The sequence below is a fragment of the Paraburkholderia silvatlantica genome, assembly GCF_003096715.1.
GTDB classification, from domain to species: domain Bacteria; phylum Pseudomonadota; class Gammaproteobacteria; order Burkholderiales; family Burkholderiaceae; genus Paraburkholderia; species Paraburkholderia silvatlantica.
In genome coordinates this window covers 86,310-105,331 of the sequence record NZ_QEOL01000017.1, presented here as the reverse complement: position 1 = coordinate 105,331, position 19,022 = coordinate 86,310, and the positions used below count along the sequence as shown (strand labels likewise).

Below are 19,022 nucleotides of genomic sequence, written 5' to 3'. Positions count from 1 at the left end.
TGTTCGAGTAAGTACACTATCGCGCAAGCAGGACACCGACCAGATTGTCGTTGTAGATCCACGCGTCAGCAGGATGCACGTACAACGACATGAACCGGATCCCTCCCTCCGCAGAACGCTGAACGTGATACTTGTGGGCGCCGTGCAGGTTCAGATACACGGCATGAACTGTTCTACCGTTGAAAATCTGGGAGATGCGCTGATGTTTCGCCACGGCCTCAGCTTCCAGTTCGTCCTTTTTGAGCCGGTCCGTGATGCGTGCCCAGTTCTTTACATCCACTGCCACAATGGCGTCCGAATCGGCGACTTCCAGATAGTAGTCGTAGACCTGAAATATGTCAGCCTCGAGCGGGTGGTTTCGCACGTCAATGAAGCGTATCGGGCCGGTGCCGGTATTGTTCTCAACCGTCACACCGAACTGCTGCTCGACAAATCGCTCGAACTCAAGCTCTGCCAGATACCCCTTCATGATTTCAGTGACGAACCATGGCTGAGGGAATAGTCGCTCTGCATCGCCTGCAACTGACGCAGGAAAGCCATTTCGGCCCTTCGCCAACGTTTTGCCGACCGATCCAGTCTTCTCCAGAAGGCCCGGCGGCGCTAGCATCTCGACCCAGTTGTAGACGTCCGTTCCATCAAAAGAGTCGGTCAGAATCGACTCCGTCACCCCCACCCTCGAAACCTCCCGGGTATAAACGTCGACTCGTCGTCTGATGCACTGGAATGCGCCGTCGACAAACGCGCTTGTCACACCGGCCTTTCGCAACGTTTCGAGATAGCTTACGGGGTCCGAAAGCATGGACGGACTGAACAGTCTTGTCCAGAGTTGGCGGGCCGCGTCGCTGCTCCTGAATCGGGCCGGAGTATCGGACGTGAATTCGCGGAGTGCAACCGCGCGTTTCAGGCTGTCTGTGACGTGCTGCCGCCGCGCGTTGTCGTCATCGAATAACTGCATATCCAGGTTACGAGCGCCAATAGCCCGAAGTACCTCCCGTTGGGCTGGAGATGCTCGCGATACAAGTTCTGTGGCGCAACGCGTGCCAAGATGTACCATCTGCGCCGCGCGTGAGCTCACATAGATATGCTGGGGCGGCATTTTGGCCTCTGGGCACCGTTCGCCACGGCCCAAAGCCTGGAACACTGTACGCGTGATATCAATATAGTGCTCCTTTCGCAGCCGTCGTCGACGGTTTCGGGAATAGTCGTACAGTACGTCGCGACGCGACATTGCGGGCCAGCCCTCTTCCGTATCTCGCACAACCTGAAGATAGCTCTGAAACATCTCTATCGAGAACCCCCGCTCGCTCGGGTTCGTATGTTGGGTGTAGTAGGGATCGTTGAGCAGGCAGAAGAGTTCAAAGTCCTTGCGCACGCCCTTGTCGGTTGTCACAAAATCCAGGCCCCGTGATGCGGAGCCGTATGCAGACCACAAAAGCACCTTGTGCTCCGTGATATCAAGCGCATTGATCAGTTCCTGGCTAAATTGCCCTGCATCATCTGTTTCGTGGACCGCGCCAATCTCCCTCGGATCACGCCGGCGAAATCTCGCTGCGGTGTAAAGAATAAGAGTCACCGGCTCCCGGTTCCCTGACTTCCGGTAGAACGGCAAGACAGGGGCGATGACGAAATGATGTCCGTCGTCGTCGACCTGTCGGATGCCTGTTGCGGAATTGCCAGCGAGTTTCTGCAGTATCGGTCGTATGCGCTGGACAGTCTGTGTGAGCACGAGGCCCGAGCGCAATTCGGTCGAAAGCAGCTTGTCCAACGATGCGACGAGACCATCAATTTCGTGCCTCTTGTACGCATTCAGCGGAGCGTACCCAGGCTCCCCCTTCGCGGGAAAAGTCTCGTGGACGAGCTGCTGCAAGCCTCTGAATCCACCGGAAGGTTCAAAGCTCGAGACAGGAGAGTCGTCATCGATGATCTGGACGCGGCGCTCCCGCCTTGCCAGATAATTGTTGGCACGTTCCGACACGACATCCGTCTCGGCATCAGTCATCCTCTCGTATTGGCCGCCCCTGGCCAGTATCCCTCGCTGCAACTCGCCCATGTTGAAGGCTCCCGACGATGCTTCGGTGAGACCGCCAGTAGCACTCATCAGGTACACGCCATTGTTGCGCCCCAACGCTTTCAGAACATCCGTTTCAGGTGTGTCCAACAAGGAAGTAATGGTCGCGGTAAGATTAATATCCGCAGGCAGGTTGTACTCTTCGGCCTTCCAGCGACTTTCCTCCAGCGTCACAATACTCTTCGTACCCCCGAAGAAAAAATCATCCGTGAGTAGCTGATCTGAGAACGTATCGCTTTCAAAGCCATCTTTGGTGTTTTTGTTGCTGAAAAGCTTACGCACCTCGCCACGGAACCGTGCAAGGTTTGGGTACCGCTCATGGTCATCTGGCGAAAAGGTGATCTCCTTTTCCCCGCTTTCGACATTGAGTCGACCGGCGATGAAGAGCACCAGTTGCAGATAATTGAAGAGTGTGTAGGCAGATTCTGGAACGTCACCCTGGTGATACTCCAACCGGATCGTCTGGCCCGCCGTATCCTCACTTAGCTCGACGCGTCTCAGGAACTCCGTATCCATGACGCTTGCTTCAGCAGTGAAAAACGTCTGGCCAGGCTGGTCGAGAACTTCACCGTAGGATGAACGGCTCATCGTGAAGTATTTTTTGTCGACGACAAGAGCACGCACGCGCTTGAATTCGCGATATTGCGAGTAACCTGTCAGACCACCAAGGTTCGCGACATACGTGCGGAAATCGGCAAGTATGTTTGCCTTCAGTCGAAATCTCTCAAAATCCTTATAGCCGTCATTGCGATCAAGTAACCGATGAAGGACTTCGAGGAGTTCGGAGTCACTCCAATCATCGGCCTTCCCTCCCGGGAAACTCTCATTGAGCTTGGCACGAAGAATCTCTACCCGCCGTTGATCCGGTATGTGTTGCGCCTTCTTCGAAGACGTCTCCACGACATACTCTCGCCAGACAGCGGGAGCGACTGAGGCGAACATCTCAAGATTCTGATAGACCTTGCTGGCCAGGGTGAAGTTGTCGCTGCTTTTCTCGAAGGCAATGGGCCAGCGAAAGTCGAGAAAAGCAAAAAATTCAGTGATGACAACGTTCAGGTCGTGCCGCCCAGCGGCATTGACAACGGACCTGCGCGCGTCGAATTGATACCAGTAGGCATCCTCTTCCTCGTCCAGGAAGACGACGGCCCTGGCAGGCTCGCTAGTGCCTGAAATTAACCTGCCTAGTGCGCTGCCCTCCCGATTGATTTCAGCAAGGAAATCGGGCAGCGTCTCAAACCTGAACCACCGATTGCAGCCCCGCTCGGGATCAAAGGCGTAGAGTTGCTGCTGCACTTGGGACTTCGAGGCCGTGCCGGCTATCACTCCAGGGTCCTTCAGAAAAGCCTGAAGCGGCTGAAGGCGGCGTACCATTTCAGCGACCTGTGGCACGTCAAGCACGTCACGCCAACAACTGTCGGCCGCGTTATCAACAGAAAAAGTGATAAGTCGCCTGATAACGCCGTCCGCCGACGACAGCGCACTGGATGTAGCCTTGAAATATGCCGCCTTTGCGTCTTCATATGTATCGTCGCCGGGCGCGACATCGTGGAAGCTGGACGTGAGACAGATGTTTGCACGACGTCGCATCTCGGAAACGTTGCTCTTCGATACGACCGAGCGCTCCCGAGCTACCTCGACTTCGACCATTGACAGCACTTCACGATTTTGAATTAGCCAATCATGCAGTTTCAGGACGGCCTCAAAAAATGACTTGTCGTTGCGATGATAATCGCGAGAGTAAAGCAGATATACCGGTACATCCCGTCCGCGCTCCTTTAAGAGATGACTTACCTCGTCGTTATCCCTCTTCGATGCACTTTGCTTTCGGACATCGTCGACGAACCCCTTCACAAGGGATTGCATCGGTGCGATGAAGACCGGTACAACCTGATACTTGAGGAACAGTTCGAGCGAGAAAAACGCAGCAGTGTACGTCTTCCCGAAACCCGTGAACCAGTTCAAATGCTTGATGAACGGGCGGTCGCCCGCCAGGAGAAATGGCTCCCGAAATCCCCGGTTGAGAATGTCTGTCTCACTACGCTTTTGCTGTCGACTCATTTGCCCGAAACCCTTGATATGCGGAACCTCACACACGGAAAGCCCCCGGCCGCCCCGTTTCTTCGGCCACTGTCCAACCGTACGCTCGCAGGTCGCGTCCGGCCGGGAGCGCTTCCCACGAGTGTCGCAGCACGCCGCCAGTTGATCTTCAACTCGCCCCGCATGCCGGCTGGGCGCACAAGCGGGCACCGCGTAGCACCCGCCTTAACGCGTCAGGCTGCCTACTTACGCGGCTCCTTGCGTACACCTTTGAACGGTTCGCCGTCCTTCTTCTGGTCCATGAACCGTCCCGTTTCTCGGTCGCGCTTCGTCCAGTTCTCCGTGACCGGGTTATAAACTTGCGACCTGTCACGAACTGCCCCACGGCGTGCGTTATCGCCAATCGGTGGATTTTTCGCCATCGCTCAACTCTCCAATCCGGTTAAACATCCATGTGGTGTGTCCAGCGCGGAACACCACTTTTCGAGAGAAATTCGACCAGGGAAGGATTACCGTAGAACATGACGCGCCGGCCCGAGGAATACGCCAGCGCAGACTGATCGATTTTTAGTGAATTAGCGCGAGCCTGTGCCGTCAACTGCGACAGGAGGATTGCATTGTCCGAGTCTGAACCTGAACTCGATCGGGCATCAAAAACAGCAAAATTAATCCATCCGCCGTTCTGTGCGCGCTCACGCAGATGTGCGAAATTGATCCGCATTGGTATCTCCCAGCCGGGCCCCTCCCAGCATGGAAAACATGGTACCCAAGGTAGTGGCTCACGGAATGAGCCACTACCCCGCGTCGGTACGGTATTTTTCCGCTGCGGCGCACAAAATCCCGAACATTCTGCTCCGGAGCTCAGGCGGCCCGAGCACCTCAACCTGATCGCCATGGCGAAGCAGGTCCATCAAGAGTTCGTGGTCGTTCGAATATGGCACCTCCAGCAGGTAGCTGCCGTCGTCCATCCACGTGCTGATCTGATTCTTGTGCCACACTTCCTGTGCCACCCACTGTGCCCGTTGAGCAGAAAATTTCAGCGTTGCCTTGTGCAAGGCTTTCCCGGCGAAAATTCCGTACCCGCCCTTGAAGTGTTCCGCCATTGTCGACTCGTCGACCTCGATTGCAACCTTGTCGACGACATACGCAGACTCTATCGACTCCAGCGAGAATGACCTGAGCGCATCGCGCGCGTGGCACCACGCGTCGAGTAACCAGTTTTCCCGGTAGTGCACGAGTTGGATCGGTGAGATCTCACGCTCGGTCGCTTCATGTTTTTCCCGATTCCAGTATCTGATGCATAAGCGCTTGCGGTCGAGAACGGCACCAACCAGCAACTGGAAATTCCGGGCATCCACCTTTCGGTTGGCGAAATGGATGAGCTTGACACGCCGGTCGATTGTTTTAGCTGAGTACGCACCTTGCCCAAGCATCTCGCGAAGACGTGCCTTGAGTGGCCCAATGTGTTCTTCAAGCAAGCCGGGCTGCACACCCTGCAGGAGGTGCAGCATCGTGAGCAGCGCGTGGACTTCGGATGAACTGAACCAAAGGCCGGGAAGTTCGAACGGGCCACCGCCCGGTAGCTGGGCATCCTCGATTACATAACCACGTTTGCGCTTATCCCAAATGAGAGGGCACCCGAGCCGATCCCGCAAAACGTCAAAGTCCCTTTTCAGCGTCGCCCTCGACACCTCGAGGTCAACCATGAGCTCTTCAATCGTGACCACACCACGCTTCCGGATGTACTGCACGATCTTGTGAATTCGTTCGGCGTTCTCTTTTGACACGCGCCCCTCTACGCATATTGGCAAAGCGTCCCGGATCTGCTGCATCGGAATGCGGTCTGGCCCGCCTTGCCGTCCAACCTCAAATATTCGATTCGTCGGAGAGTGTTCTTGCCCAAGACAGCGCCTCGTCGATGTCCAGATACAGGCTCGCATACGCTTTGCGCAGTAATGAATCCGGCAAGGCCCAATCCCACTTCTCCCTCTGTAGATTGCTAACGTCGGCCAGAAGCATGTCCAGCGGTGGAGGTTCGCCCACCGCCGCGTCAATCAGGGCGTCGACGATGCCCTCGGCGGTCGACTCACCTTTAAGAATTTCAATTCCCGGGCCAGCCGCGTTGACCGTGTAATTCCGTCGACGAAGGAGGCAGGCGAGCGCTTCGTTGGCGGCATCTCCAAGCCACGTTAGAACCACGACTTCGCGCCCCTGATCGACAATGAAGTCGCCTGCCAGATTCCGCCCAGCGTAGTTGGCTCGTCCTTCGGCCAGGAACCTCCTGGCCACTTCATCGAGAAATGGGGGAACGTCGGATGACTCGAGCAGTTCGCGCATTCGCCGATGAACACACGTATGTGTGCGTCCGGTTCCGCCTGAAAACAGTGGTGGCGTCCCACCGCCGGAACGGACAACGAAGATGGTCTTCTGCTCCTCATCGATTTCCTCAACCAACCAGGTCTTGCCGGCGAACAGGATGCGCTGGCCCACACTGAGCATCTGTGACACCGGTAAAGTGCCTAACACCTTCCCGCCGCAGACGATGCGCATCTCCTCGTCGGCAGAAAATGCGGCGTAAAAGGTGTAGTGATTGACGAATTTCTCTCCTATGAGGCCATGCAGCAAAAGACCGGAGGATTCCTGCATTAGCAGTTCTTTCCGGCCCAGATGGCGAACAAGCTCAATGAACTCGTCTTTGGTCAGGCCGGTGAACGGTGCTCCCGAATTACAGAACAACGCATAAAGTTGTCCGATGGAGGCTCCGCCGTTCTGGGCCACATACGACAGCATCTGCTGAACGAGCGTCGACAGATGGATGCCATGTGCCATCGGTGGTTCGAACCAGCCCTCCAGTAGCAAAGAAATCATCGCCGTCATCTTTACCGTGGCTAGTCGAAGCTCGTCCGCCAGTGAAGGCTTACCACCCAGCGCGCCCTCCACACTGTAGCCTCGCAAGATGGCTGGCTCGCCCTTGCGGCGACCAGATCGCCCCAGTCGTTGGCGCAAGCTCGCCACCGATGGCGGTGACCCAATCTGCGCCACGCTCTTGACCGCCCCGATGTCGATACCCAACTCCAGCGTGTTGGTGCAAATGGCAGTCGCCGGATATTCTTTCTGTTTCAGCGCTGCTTCGGTTTCCGAGCGAATCTCTTTAGACAAACTACCATGGTGCGGCCAGAACTCATTGGGTACCTGCTGCTGCTCACAAAGTTTGTTGAGCAGGTGCGTGTACCGCTCCACCTCGCGACGCGAGTTCGGAAAAACAAGATTGTTTGTGCCGCGCAGGCTCTTGAATAAATGCAGTGCAATCTGCGCCGGCGTGATGGGACAGGCCTCCTCGTCGTCATCTTCCTTGCGCACGACCAAAGGCTCCTCGTAGCCCTTGACCAGAATTTTCAGTTCAGCGTGTGAGGATTCCGACTCCACCAGAGCGACCGAGGTCGCGTTGCCCGGACGCAGGAAATCTGCTGCGAGGCGCATGTTGCCCAACGTTGCCGAAAGACCAATGCGCGGTACCTGACGACCGACGACCCGCTCGATGCGGTGCATCTGTGATTGGAGCTGCTTGCCTCGCTCCGTACCGATGAAAGCGTGAAGCTCGTCAATAACAAAGTATGCCAGCCGCTCAAACACCGCGCCAATCGACGTTCCTCGATTGCATAGCATTGCTTCCAGAGACTCCGGCGTGATTAGCAACACGCCTTGGCGCCTCGACAGGAAGCGAGCTTTCACCGACGATGAAATGTCGCCATGCCAAGGCCAGACCGGAATTTCCAGTTGCTCGCACAGGCGGTCGAGGCGTCCGAACTGGTCGTTGATGAGAGCCTTGAGCGGGCTGACATAGACAATGAGCCCCGGCGGTTCGCTCTGAAGCAGATGGGTCAGCGCGGGCAGAAAGGCAGCTTCGGTCTTGCCCGCCGCCGTGGCGGCAGCCACGATGACATCGAGATCCGCCTTGACAATGAGCGGGATGGCAGCTTCCTGGGCGTCTCTCAGCGATTCCCAGCCTTCGGCCCAAATAAATCGCTGGATACGCTCATCGAGCAGGAAGAAAGAGGTACTGTCGCCAGCCATTTGTCTCAACCAAACCCGTCACAGCTTGAACGAGGCAAATTCATCACCATCGCCCGCGTCGACCAGTTGGTCGGCCATACCGCCCCTGTCGACGACAACCTCGATACCTCCGAGCAAATCCTGCCAGGACGTACCGGGATTTTGCTCGAGCACGGCGAGCATGTTAATGAATGCCGTAATGGTGGTGCGCGGCGTGCGGAAATAGGTGTCGCCGATACGCCTGGAGCAATGTTCCATAAAGCTGGAAATGCCCTGGTCAGGAATAAGGACCTTGCCAGAATTCCCAAACGCGTAGACCGAGCGAATCTTCTGCAACAGGACGAAGAAGTCCTCGGGTGTCAAGCTCGACAGCCTGACCACCGGCCCACTGAAGTCGACGAGACCATTTGAGGCAAACGTGTTTTGCGCGAGGCGGCTCTGCAAAGCAGGATAGCTGTAGAGCCCGCGGCGGGTGTCCAGCAGGAACTCTGGCGTGCCTCCGAGGAGAAATCCGAGGCCAACGGCCGTACCCTGCAACGAGTCGTTAAGGATGCGAAGAATCTGTTCGTAGTTTGTATTTCTGGCCTGAGTGTTCGCCAGCTTGTAAAGATTGACCAGTTCATCGAGTCCAATCAGCAAGCCGCTAAAGCCGGCGAGGCGTACAAATCGCGCCATGAGCTTGAGTTGATCGTAGACTTCCGAGTCGTCCACGATGCTCCTCACGCCGAGCGCCTGCCTTGCATCGGTTTTGGTCGCGAACTCGCCCCGCAGCCAGCGAACAGCGTCCGACTTGAGCTTTTCGTTGCCGTCCTCATAGCCGCGGCAGTAGGCGGCAATGACATCGGCAAAGTCGTAGCCATTGACCAGTTCAGTCAACTGATCAAGCTTCTGGCGCAAGACCGTCTCAGTGGACTGATTCGACGCCTTGGCCTCAGTCCTGGCCGTGGCAATGAACTTCTCAACGACGCCTGTGATCGCTCCACCATCCGGCTTGGTGCGAGTCGACAGATTGCGCATGAGTTCGGCGTATAGCGAGCGGGCCTGGCCACCGCTAGCATAGAGTCGACGGTCTGGATTCAGGTCGGCATTGGCAACCACGAGTTTCTTCTCGAGCGCTATGGCGCGAACCAGGTTCAGGAAGAACGTTTTGCCAGCGCCATACTCGCCAATGACCATGCGGAATGCCGAGCCGCCGTCAGCAATGCGGGCAATATCGGTTACTAGTGTCTCGATTTCGCGACTCCGGCCTACCTGGATAAGATGCTGGCCACTACGAGGCACGACGCCCGCTCGCAGTGACTGGATGACCGCGTCGCGGTCTCTGGGGCGAATCGGATCGTTCATGCCTCAAGCTTCTCCAGTAATTCGGGGTTAACCGTCACAAGATCCTCTCCTTCGACGAACGGCACATCATGCTTGTCGAAGGCGGCTTCGTTGAGTGTTTCGAGAGCACCGTCGACCATCAGATCGAGGTCTGCGGCCGCATCGCCAAGCTCTTCCTTCGTCCATTCGGGGCGCGACAGCAGCAGACGGGCCAGCGCACTATGCGCCTCATCCAGCCCAAGCAGTCCGGAAGGCCGCGCCTCTGTCTCCGCCTCGATCTCTGGTTGCGGCTCGGTGGCTACCGGCTGGGGTTGGTCATCTTCCTTGAAGATACCTGATAGCAGAGCCGATACGGCCTCGGAGTCTTTCTGGAGAGCGGCGATGCGAGCTGGATCGAGCCTGAAACCCGTCTCCTCCGCTTTTGCGACGGTTGGCACGGCCGCCCCGGCGCCAGCGGCTACTGCGTGCACGTCGGAAAACACTTTTCTGGGTTCGACACCGAGGACCTTGTAGATCTTCTCCAGCATCTTCACTTCTATTGGCGAAACCTCCCCGTCGGACTGTGCGACGGTCGCCATGAAAGCTGCCATGGTCTCTCTGGCAGCGGAGTCCAGTGGCTCCAGCTTCCTTTTCAGCGCGGTCAGCGATACGGGCGTCGTCACCAGCAAGGATAAGTGTGCCAAAAGTCTGTGGATGTGGTCCGGACGGAGATGTACCCACGACTGCACCTGTGTCCGAAGATGCTCCATTTCGCTGGTGCTGAAATCGCCATCGGCAGCGGCCACTGCCGACGCCAGATCCACCGTCAGCACGGCAGCCTGGTACCCCGGCGTCGAACGGCTTTCTTCTTCGCCGGGTGGAACGGCAAAGAGCACCACTTTGTCCTCTGGCTTGGGCAGTTTGGCTCCACCCAATACATCCGGTTCGACACCGATGCCCATGGACGCCAACGTGCGTGCTAAAGCTAGCGTCCTGTCCCTCGTGAGCGTCGTCCTCGCATCCAGGTTCGTGAGCAATTCCTGGAACGATATGACGACCGTTCCATCGCCTATGCGTGCCTTCAGGGTCTGCAAGGTCTCGAGGGCATTTTCCGGCCACAGTGCAACAGGCAGTTGCAGGAGCCCTTCCAGCGCGTGCCTGGCGTCTGGATTCTTGCCGACGTAGCGACTGAACGGCTCCAGTTCCTTCGTGACGGCTTCGACGACTTGCTGCAATTTCCGGATAGGCGCCGTAAGGACCGTGACGTCGGGTGTATCACCGAACGTCAAATTCAAGTTGTTGTAGCCGCGGAATCCCGCAGAAGCCGGCCGGTGAACCAGTTTGAGCCTGGTCTTGTTCTTCGGCAGTGTCAGGCCCTCGCCAAACAGTTCGCGATATCTGAGAACGAAGAGCTGGTCAAACTCCTCAGGACAACGCGTCGCGGGCATCCGCAGATAACTCGTCGGATCAAGCCTGGCCCAGGCCAATGCGAGCGGCGCCGGCACAGGAACCCCGTCGACTGCAGCCTGACCTAACGCGGCCCGGATATAGAGCGGTACTTCGTAGGTCTTGGGGAAATTCGGGATGGGCTTGAGGTATGCCTTCTCGGGGTGTTCGGCCAGCGAAACCCAATCGAGCAGCGAACCCGCGTAATTCCGGAATGAACCGGACTTGTCGCCATAGATGCCGAGAAGCCGGCGCAACTCCGCAGCGATGACGGGCCAGTCGGCTTTGGCGGCATCATCCCTGGCTGCATCGAGGATGGCACGTCGCTCCAGTCCGTAGAAGAAAATGAAAACGTATCCGATGTCGGCTTCCGGGTCCTTTCGGCCACCGGCCAACCAGTTCAGATAGGCGCGCCGGGCGGTAGCCGAAATCTCGGAGTAACTCGGCCAGTAGTCCATCTGCCGCTCGGTGTAGTCGCCGTGCTTCGCAACCGATTTCGACGGATCGATAAGACATGGGTCGTTGGCGCCCATGGGTGTCGATAACGACGTACCCACGTAAACAAGGCCACCAGAAATCAGAATGCCCGCCACCGTCACATCCTTCCCAGCCGGAACCCATGTGGCCGGGCCATAGCTACTCGGCACGGCTGGAACGCGGAACGACGAAGGGGTGGACACCGAACCCGCAGCAACCGAAACGGGCTCATCGTCGTCGACGAACCGGCCAACCGCGCTGCGGGACACTCGTCGCTCCGTCGCAACCGGCACCCGATCCTCGGCGTGAAACGCCGAGTGACCTGGACGTCCATCGCCTTGAGAAACGCCCGCCGTACTGCCCCTGGACTTGCGGTAGAAGTAAATGACCACGCCGATGACGACGACCGCTGCGATTCCGATCCATATCTCACGGGGAATGGCGGCAAATAGCGCGAACAGTCCAATGACTACTGCGCCCATGAATCCTCCCGACCCCGTCTTCTTTCGCCTAGCCATACTGTTGTCCACCCCTGACGACGCAAACAAAGTTACCGCAGTGTGCCCAGATTAGAAGTCACATAGTAGGTGTGGCTGTAGGCACATACCATACACACGAGTCGGCTGTGGCATAAGCCATACTCAAGGACAACTGCCTGCGATTAGTGATATGCCGCAATCTAAGGCTTGTTCGCCTGTTGCCGAGACTTGGTGATAGCGATTATCGCTCTCAAAGCTGCCAAGTCTGCGCCCAATTCAACTGCTGTCGGCGGCGGTAAATTCTGCGCTGACGAAGGATCGTGAGCTTCGGTGACTCGATTGCAGCGGGTAATCAATCGGTCATACTCTTGCTGTTCCGACAACGGAAAACCGACCACTCGACGCAAATCTCCGGCCTTCACGTATTCGTGGTGCCTACGGATAACCCCACCCAATATCAGGTCCTGAATTACTCGTTCAATGGTCGAGCGAAGAAGACTGTACTGATGGCGTATCTGCCCCAACTGTTCCGCATTCGGATAAGCCGGCCAGTCCTTCTCGAGCTTGCGATGAGTGCGCTCCAGCGTATCAATACGCTGGCTGTATGGCTGATGATCCCAAGGCAGTCCAGAAACCACAACACCTGGATAGCCGTTCTGCCACTCCAGGTTTTGTGAGTGAATGCAGACTTGAGCCCTCTCGGCGGCATCTTCCAGCAAAGCCAAAAATACAGTGTCGTGGGTAAACACGATTACCTGGCGATCGCGTGCCTCTTCTGCTAGACGCTGCGCAACATACTGTCTACGCCAGTGATCCAGCGAGCTCACTGGGTCGTCGAAGACAATCGCTCCTTTGTGACTAAATTGTCGTAACTCAGCCAAGAAGCAACCGATAGAAATCGACCGTTGCTCGCCCTCAGACAAGATTTCTTCCAGGTTGAACGTTCCTGGCAGGTTGAGACCGAGACGGTATTTGTTCTTACTCTTGTCTCCTCGAGGTATCAGCTTCGTTTTGATGTGCCCGATACCGAGACGCACGAACTCATCGTTCAGGGCCGTCGCCAAGGCCTGGTTCACCCCAATGGTGGCAAACTCCTTGGACTTAGACGTAATCCTGTTCGTCTTCAAATCGGCCTCACAGCGCTCAAGCTGCTTGTGAAGCTTCATACGGCTCACGAGCGCAACCACTGCCGGCCGCACCGGCGCCAGTTGTTGCCGAGCTAGCAGCTCGTTGTGTTCCCTCTCGAGCTTCTGACGTGCTGCGGCGTCGGCGGCGTTGTTCAGGCCGGCAGCCCGCTGCACAAGCTTGCTTGCCAGTGCATCAAGTTTGGGTCGCGGATCCTCCGGCAGAGACGTCAAAGAATCCCATTCCCCACTCCTGGATGCTGCTAGCATTGCTGAACGCCGAGCCTCCACACCAGCCTCAAAGGCAACTATCAAAGCTGGCAGGCCACTCTCCATTGCCTCCAGCTCCTGACTCATTGAAGCCAGCAATTCTTGCGACAACACTGCGTTTGCAACCTTTCCGATCCCCGTTGCCAGATCTTCACGCGCCTTTTGGGCCGCCTTCGCCGCGTCGGCCTTGATAAATTGATCGAAGCGCAGCAAACGTTGCGCTCCGTCGGCGAGCGGCTGCTGACACAGGACACACACGGCATCGTCGGTATGCGGAAAGGTGTGTCCCTGGTAGGCGACTTCCTCGGAATACCGGCGTGCGGAGTCGAAAAGCGCCTTCCAGGTCGGCTCACCGGTACCTGGGAGTAAAGTTTCGCCGGCACGAAAAGCATCAGCAGCGACCTTCTCAGCCTGTGTCGCTATCGCCGCGCCGTCAACCAAGGCGCGAAGACGCTGTATCGACTCGTCTTTGACCCATGCATATGCTTTGTCCAGTCGCTGAGATACCTCAGTGACACGCTTTGCCTGAGCCGAAAGATTATTCGCTGTCGTCTTTGGATCAGCCTCTTTTAACAGCTTTTGCAGATCGGCGAGCCTCTCCAATTCCGTCTGATCTGGCGTTCCCAATTTTTCGATCGCGGCAATATCTGTCTTGTGGCTCAGATTTGCAATCAATTGCCCAACCGCAGTGTCGCCGCGAAGGTTGCTAAACGGCGCTGTATCGATGTCAATCGCAGCTCGTTCATGATCCAAGCGTCGCTTGAGGTTAGGTAACACCTTACTGCCCAAGTCCTCAACGACGCTCAGTCCGTAGGGCACAATCGCGGCGTCCTGCTCGGCAGTCAGATACACACGCGCACAGTGGGAGTCGAAGACCGCAATGCTCGCAAGCTTTTCCGGCGGTTGTATGCCGCGCCTCCAGGTCAGCGCTATCTCGGCACCTTGGTCCAATACATCAAAGGTAGCCTCCGGAATGTGCGCGACAGACTGCACATCTGAGGCGTCCGGATGTACAGGCTCGACCTGGTCGCGGGCGCGGCAAGCACGCTTGAGTGCGCGCGAGTAACCAGACTTACCGCTGCCGTTACCGCCAAATATCACTGTCAAACCAGACGGAGCAAAGGTCAAGATCTGCCCCTTCGCCAGACGGTTGAGGTACTTCGTATCCCGCATGGCTTTCAGTACCACCGGCGCAACGGTCGCCTGATTGACCGGTAGATTCTCAGCCGATAATGGCACAGGTGTCAGACCATCGGGGTTGGGCAGCTCATGCTCGGCCAACAGTAACGTGTAGATTTCCGACCAGTCATCGTCCGAAAGCCCCGTCTTCGGAGCAAGAAATAGTCGGCGTACAGCATCCTGCTGCCATGGTTTTAGTTCACTTTGCGACCACTTCAGGATTTCATCCAACAATGCCATCGCGCTTCCCCGTGTCAGCGAGTCCGTGGGAATGCACCACGAACCACCCACCTGTAATCCAGTGATCGCCAACGTTGTCACCAGGACACCGTCATTTCGCGATCAAATATGTCTTTTCTGGTGTGGCTTTTCATGGCCCGCTTGTCGTCAGATCAGCCTCCGCGGGTCATTTTTTCGACTATTCGCTATCTCCCTGGCTGGGCCCACTTGGATAACCTTTTGACACGCTTAGTTTACAGCCGCCAATGGGGAATCAAACCCGCGTTTAGTTGCGTCACTCAGGCGTCTCGCTATCGCGTGTTCGGAAACAGTCTTGTTATTACACGGCAATATCGGACTTCACCATACTGCTCGCGAAACCTTTTCGGTGCTGTCAAGCCATATGTGAACGGTGTGCCAGAGATTTTTACCGCCGTCGGAATAGGGCTGGCTGCCCTCTTTGATCGTACGCTTGTCTTGCTCGAAGACGGCATCGACCGCTCAACAACGTCGTCGCCCGTCCCCACGCCGATCAAAATATTGCCATGAACGCTGGAAAATAAACGGTGCAGCGCACGTTGAAGCTGATAGGTATAGCCGGCGATCTTCGTGCCCGCCTCGGCAGTTACCATAGTCCTGCCCCCGATACTGGTCTGTTAAACGCATTATGCTTTTAGTCGATGAGTTTCGCTCAAAATCGGCATAATCCGACCCCTGTGTTTTTATACAGTCCCTCCGCCAAGACCGAATCTGCTCAGGGCTTCGTGCGCTGGGTTAAACAATCGTCTTGAGAAGCGACATTATGCGTTTTGCATCACCGGCAGCACGCTCCCGTAGCGCGTGGTCACTAGAACGCAAGCAAAATCCACTACCTCCACACGACGTCTTCGTCACATTCAGATACTCGAATCTCATATATCTAAATGTGCAGGCCACCAAGTGGCGCGTCGTGGCGCACGACTGGTGTTCCCAGTGACAGCGCCATAGGTTTACGTAAGGCCTTTGCGCACGAGCGGCTCGCCCTACGCCGGCCGCTGTCCAACAATCCATATTCGCGAGAGTCGCCCTCCCATCAGCGCTCAAGCGCCGCTCTGGCCAACTCGTATAGCGTGAAATCGTGCATTTGGCCTACTCGCAACGGATCTTCCTCGTCGGCATGGCCAGCATGCCGCCATTGCTCTAGGAGCATCTCGCAGCAAGAGGAAGAGAGGAGCCCTCTATGAGGAGCCGCCGATGACGACCGCGCGTAAGCACATGAATGCACCGTCTGGGACAGATACACCGCACGACTCCCCGTGCCCGGTCCGGTCACACTGCCTGCCGCCGCGAACCGCAGCTATCCAACGGCCACCCGCGTTGCTAGGCAAGATCGGTCTGGTCGATTGGGCGCACTTCGGCCACGTCAATACCGGTCGGGAATTCGTGTCAACGTTTGTGAGCAATTACGACCATGGATGTCATATATTTTCGCGCCCGGCGACGCGACAGTACCCGCATCTGCTTTCGTCGCGCTGGTCTCGGGCAACCTGCGCGGAAATTCAACGCCGCGGCACGAGCTGGCGCTGTTCAGCTGGCGTACGCGATCTGTACGCTCGCGCGTAAGGCTGCAGACAGCTACTCAAGCTACCGCCACGACGAATCGGACGCGTCATGAAAGCCGCGCTGCGACGCGCGCAAATACGCTCTCATAGACGCACCCGCTCCAGACGCCGTCCGACAGCCCGCGTGATTCGCGCTTAGGTTCGCCCACCCCCAACGGATCTTCCTCGTCAGTATGGCCAGCATGCCGCCCTCCCCCGACGACACCGGCTCCAAACCATGTCCGCTCGTGACAGATCTCAAAGCGCTAGGGCAAGCGGTGCAACGTACCCGGCTGGCGAGCGAACTGACGCTTCTCGACGCCGCCGACTACATCGGCGTAACGGTAAACGTACTTACCCGCATTGAAGCCGGACGATCTGTCGGTACCGTGCACCTGTTCAAGGTGCTGAAGGAGTTCGGGCTCGCAACGCTCATCATGTCGAGGGCGGACGCCGACGATGCCTTGCTGGCCGTTGGCCATACGGTGAACTGGCTTGAAATCGCCGCGAAGCAATCGGCTACCAGGACGACCGGCACGAAGCCTGTTCTCATTCCCGAGCGCACCACACCGACACTGTTCGTGGACTACGACGGTACGCTGCATGCCGGCCATGCCTATATAGGCGACAAAGGCAAGATCACCCTGGACTCCGGCAGACCGCTTTTCGAATTCGCTCCGATTCTGGCTGAGATTCTCCAGCCCTATCCCGCCGTGGAGATCGTCCTCACGACATCCTGGCTGCAAAGGCTTCCGACCACCCAGGTCACTGCCTACCTTCCACCCGACCTCGCGCGGCGCGTCGTTGACACCACCCGGGACATGAAGCCGCGATTCAGTTATCTGCGAAACGGCTCAGGCAGAACAGACGTGATCGCGTCGTATGCGATGGGAAAAGGGCTACGAAACTGGTTGGCGCTGGACGACTCGGTTTTCTATGCCCATCTCTTCGGCCGAGAACCCGGTGAACTGGCCGGCAATTTTGTGTTGCTCGACCCTGCGCTGGGAATCAGCGATGAAAAAGCGTTGAAACGACTTCGACGATGGTTGACAGACAGTGATGACCGTCAGGCCAGCACTGACGAATAAACGGTGGCTGCACCTTTAGGGCCACCCCACGTTCGCCTCCGCCATGATTCATGCCGGAAGCCCATCGCAGCCCCAAGAGGTACGGATGCCGTGTCCGACGATCTGCCAGAAGTGGCAGTCCACCTCCCCCACGCACGGCGGCCTCACACTTTAGAGTATTTACTCTAGTTTTAAAAACACCGACTAATTGCTATCCGATTTTCAATATCACCACTAAAACCATGTCGTTATACAGAAGTGTCGGCATCACCGTCATCGCGCAATAAGCGCATGGTTTGTGCGGCGATATGAACTTTCGTAAGTCCCTTCCAGATGGTCTCCGCGCCGGGTTCGCCGTCGCCCTTGCGAGCGAGGAAACCGCCGAGGCGTGCGACCAGGCGCAACACTTCGTTGAGCTTGGGTTGCACAGATCTGGGCGTTTTTGTAAGCAGGTACGCAGCCCGAATTTCATCGGGATCGAAGAACAGACGCGCGTCTAAATCAGGGCAGGTCCGGCCCAGCCGCATCAGATAGGTCACGCGCCAAGCCACCACAAGGAACAGTGCCAACGCACGCTCGAGTCGCTCAATCGTGCCCAGCTGCAGTTCTTCGACCTGACAGCCGTTCTTCAGAACGTTGAACAGGATTTCGATTTCCCATCTCGCCCGATACCACTCGATCAATTCGGCAGCTTCATCCAGCGTGGTCGCCGTACGGTTAGTCAGCAAGCGCCATTCGATCGGCTTCACACCGGCGGGTGCGTCAAACTCGCGCGCAACCAGGCACGTTGCAGCGACGCTTTTGCTCTTGCTCGCGGGCAACTGCACGCGCTGCAGCCACAGGCGCTGGCGCACCGTGCGCGCTTTCACACCTTGGCGCGCGGCCATCGGGAAGGCGATTTCGCCCACCGCTTCGTCGTGCGTGGCGCGCTCCCACAATTTATCGCCCTCAGGCAGGCTGCGGTTATGCGCGGCACGTACCAGCCAGTCGGCCGGGTTGCCCAACGCATCGGCGCGCTCCATCAACGCCATCAGATCCGCTTCGCGGTCGGCCACATACACCAAGCGGGTGGACCGCATATCCGGCGCCATCTCGGCGATGCGCTCGTAGCCTTCGATCCAACGCAAACTTTCCTTCGGGCCACCGCGTCGGCCCGAGTCGTCCTTCTTCTCGCGGGCCCACATCCAGGCGTCCAGGATGCCCAACGGCTCGCGCTGCGGCGTCACCGCATAGGTCGGGTGAACAAACATCCCCCGCTGCGCCTCATACGTCAGCGGCCCCAATCCGAGCGCATCCTGACCATTGAAATCAAGCTCGGTGGTGTCTTGAAGACAGAGCACGACCTGATGCGTTTGCATCCGTTTTTGCGTCTGCTGCCAATGCGGCTCCAGAATCGCATGCCACTGGACCTTCTCGTTATCGAAGAAGCGGTACGCCGCTATCGTTTCGCCCCAACCATGACCTGCCTGCGGCACGCTGGCCGTCGGGTCGGCCGCCATCCTTTCCATCAAAAGCCTCGCTCGCTTGTTCAGGCGCGCGTCGCCAAGGTCCAGTTGCTCGAATTCCGTTTGTGTCCAGGGCGTCGATTCCGTGACCAAGGCGTCCGCTCAAAAGCGGAGAGTAAACGGCAAACGCCGACAGTTTACAAGCGCGGCGGCTATGTCATTGAACGTAGACGACCTTTCTCGCCGCCGCGGACCGGCGGTGACGTTGTGTATAAC

At 57.3% G+C, this 19,022-nt stretch carries 9 protein-coding genes; 1 reads left to right on the top strand and 8 read right to left on the bottom strand.

Features of this window, described 5'->3' with window-relative positions:
* Positions 1–16 precede the first annotated feature (16 nt).
* From C7411_RS22105 to C7411_RS22070, 7 genes are all read right to left on the bottom strand, one after another.
* The gene (locus tag C7411_RS22105) at positions 17–4,126 is read right to left on the bottom strand and encodes a hypothetical protein (protein WP_110386195.1); all 4,110 of its coding nucleotides are present in this window, start codon (positions 4,124–4,126) and stop codon (positions 17–19) included.
* A 421-nt stretch (positions 4,127–4,547) separates the two neighbouring features.
* Positions 4,548–4,826, bottom strand: coding sequence for a hypothetical protein (locus C7411_RS22095; protein ID WP_110386194.1), 279 nt, complete (start codon positions 4,824–4,826; stop codon positions 4,548–4,550).
* Positions 4,827–4,899: 73 nt separating this feature from the next.
* Positions 4,900–5,892: a helix-turn-helix transcriptional regulator gene (locus C7411_RS22090; protein ID WP_243413282.1), complete on the bottom strand. Its 993-nt coding sequence runs from the start codon at positions 5,890–5,892 to the stop codon at positions 4,900–4,902.
* Positions 5,893–5,971: 79 nt separating this feature from the next.
* Positions 5,972–8,179: a DEAD/DEAH box helicase gene (locus C7411_RS22085; RefSeq protein ID WP_110386192.1), complete on the bottom strand. Its 2,208-nt coding sequence runs from the start codon at positions 8,177–8,179 to the stop codon at positions 5,972–5,974.
* A gap of 18 nt (positions 8,180–8,197) precedes the next feature.
* Positions 8,198–9,502 carry an ATP-binding protein gene (locus tag C7411_RS22080; protein WP_110386191.1) on the bottom strand — a complete coding sequence of 435 codons (1,305 nt, stop codon included), beginning with the start codon at positions 9,500–9,502 and terminating at the stop codon, positions 8,198–8,200.
* Entirely contained in the window at positions 9,499–11,865 is a 2,367-nt protein-coding gene (locus C7411_RS22075; RefSeq protein ID WP_243413281.1) for a tellurite resistance TerB family protein, read from the bottom strand. Before C7411_RS22075 ends, C7411_RS22080 begins: the two co-directional genes overlap by 4 nt.
* A 197-nt stretch (positions 11,866–12,062) precedes the next feature.
* The gene (locus C7411_RS22070) at positions 12,063–14,675 is read right to left on the bottom strand and encodes an AAA family ATPase (RefSeq protein ID WP_110386189.1); all 2,613 of its coding nucleotides are present in this window, start codon (positions 14,673–14,675) and stop codon (positions 12,063–12,065) included.
* 1,807 nt (positions 14,676–16,482) lie between these two features.
* On the opposite strand from C7411_RS22070, the gene C7411_RS22065 reads away from it, so the two are divergent.
* Entirely contained in the window at positions 16,483–17,322 is an 840-nt protein-coding gene (locus C7411_RS22065; protein WP_243413280.1) for an HAD domain-containing protein, read from the top strand.
* A 227-nt stretch (positions 17,323–17,549) separates the two neighbouring features.
* Here the strand turns inward: C7411_RS22065 and C7411_RS22060 are convergent, their stop codons facing one another.
* Entirely contained in the window at positions 17,550–18,899 is a 1,350-nt protein-coding gene (locus C7411_RS22060; RefSeq protein ID WP_110386188.1) for an IS4 family transposase, read from the bottom strand.
* Positions 18,900–19,022: the final 123 nt, after the last annotated feature.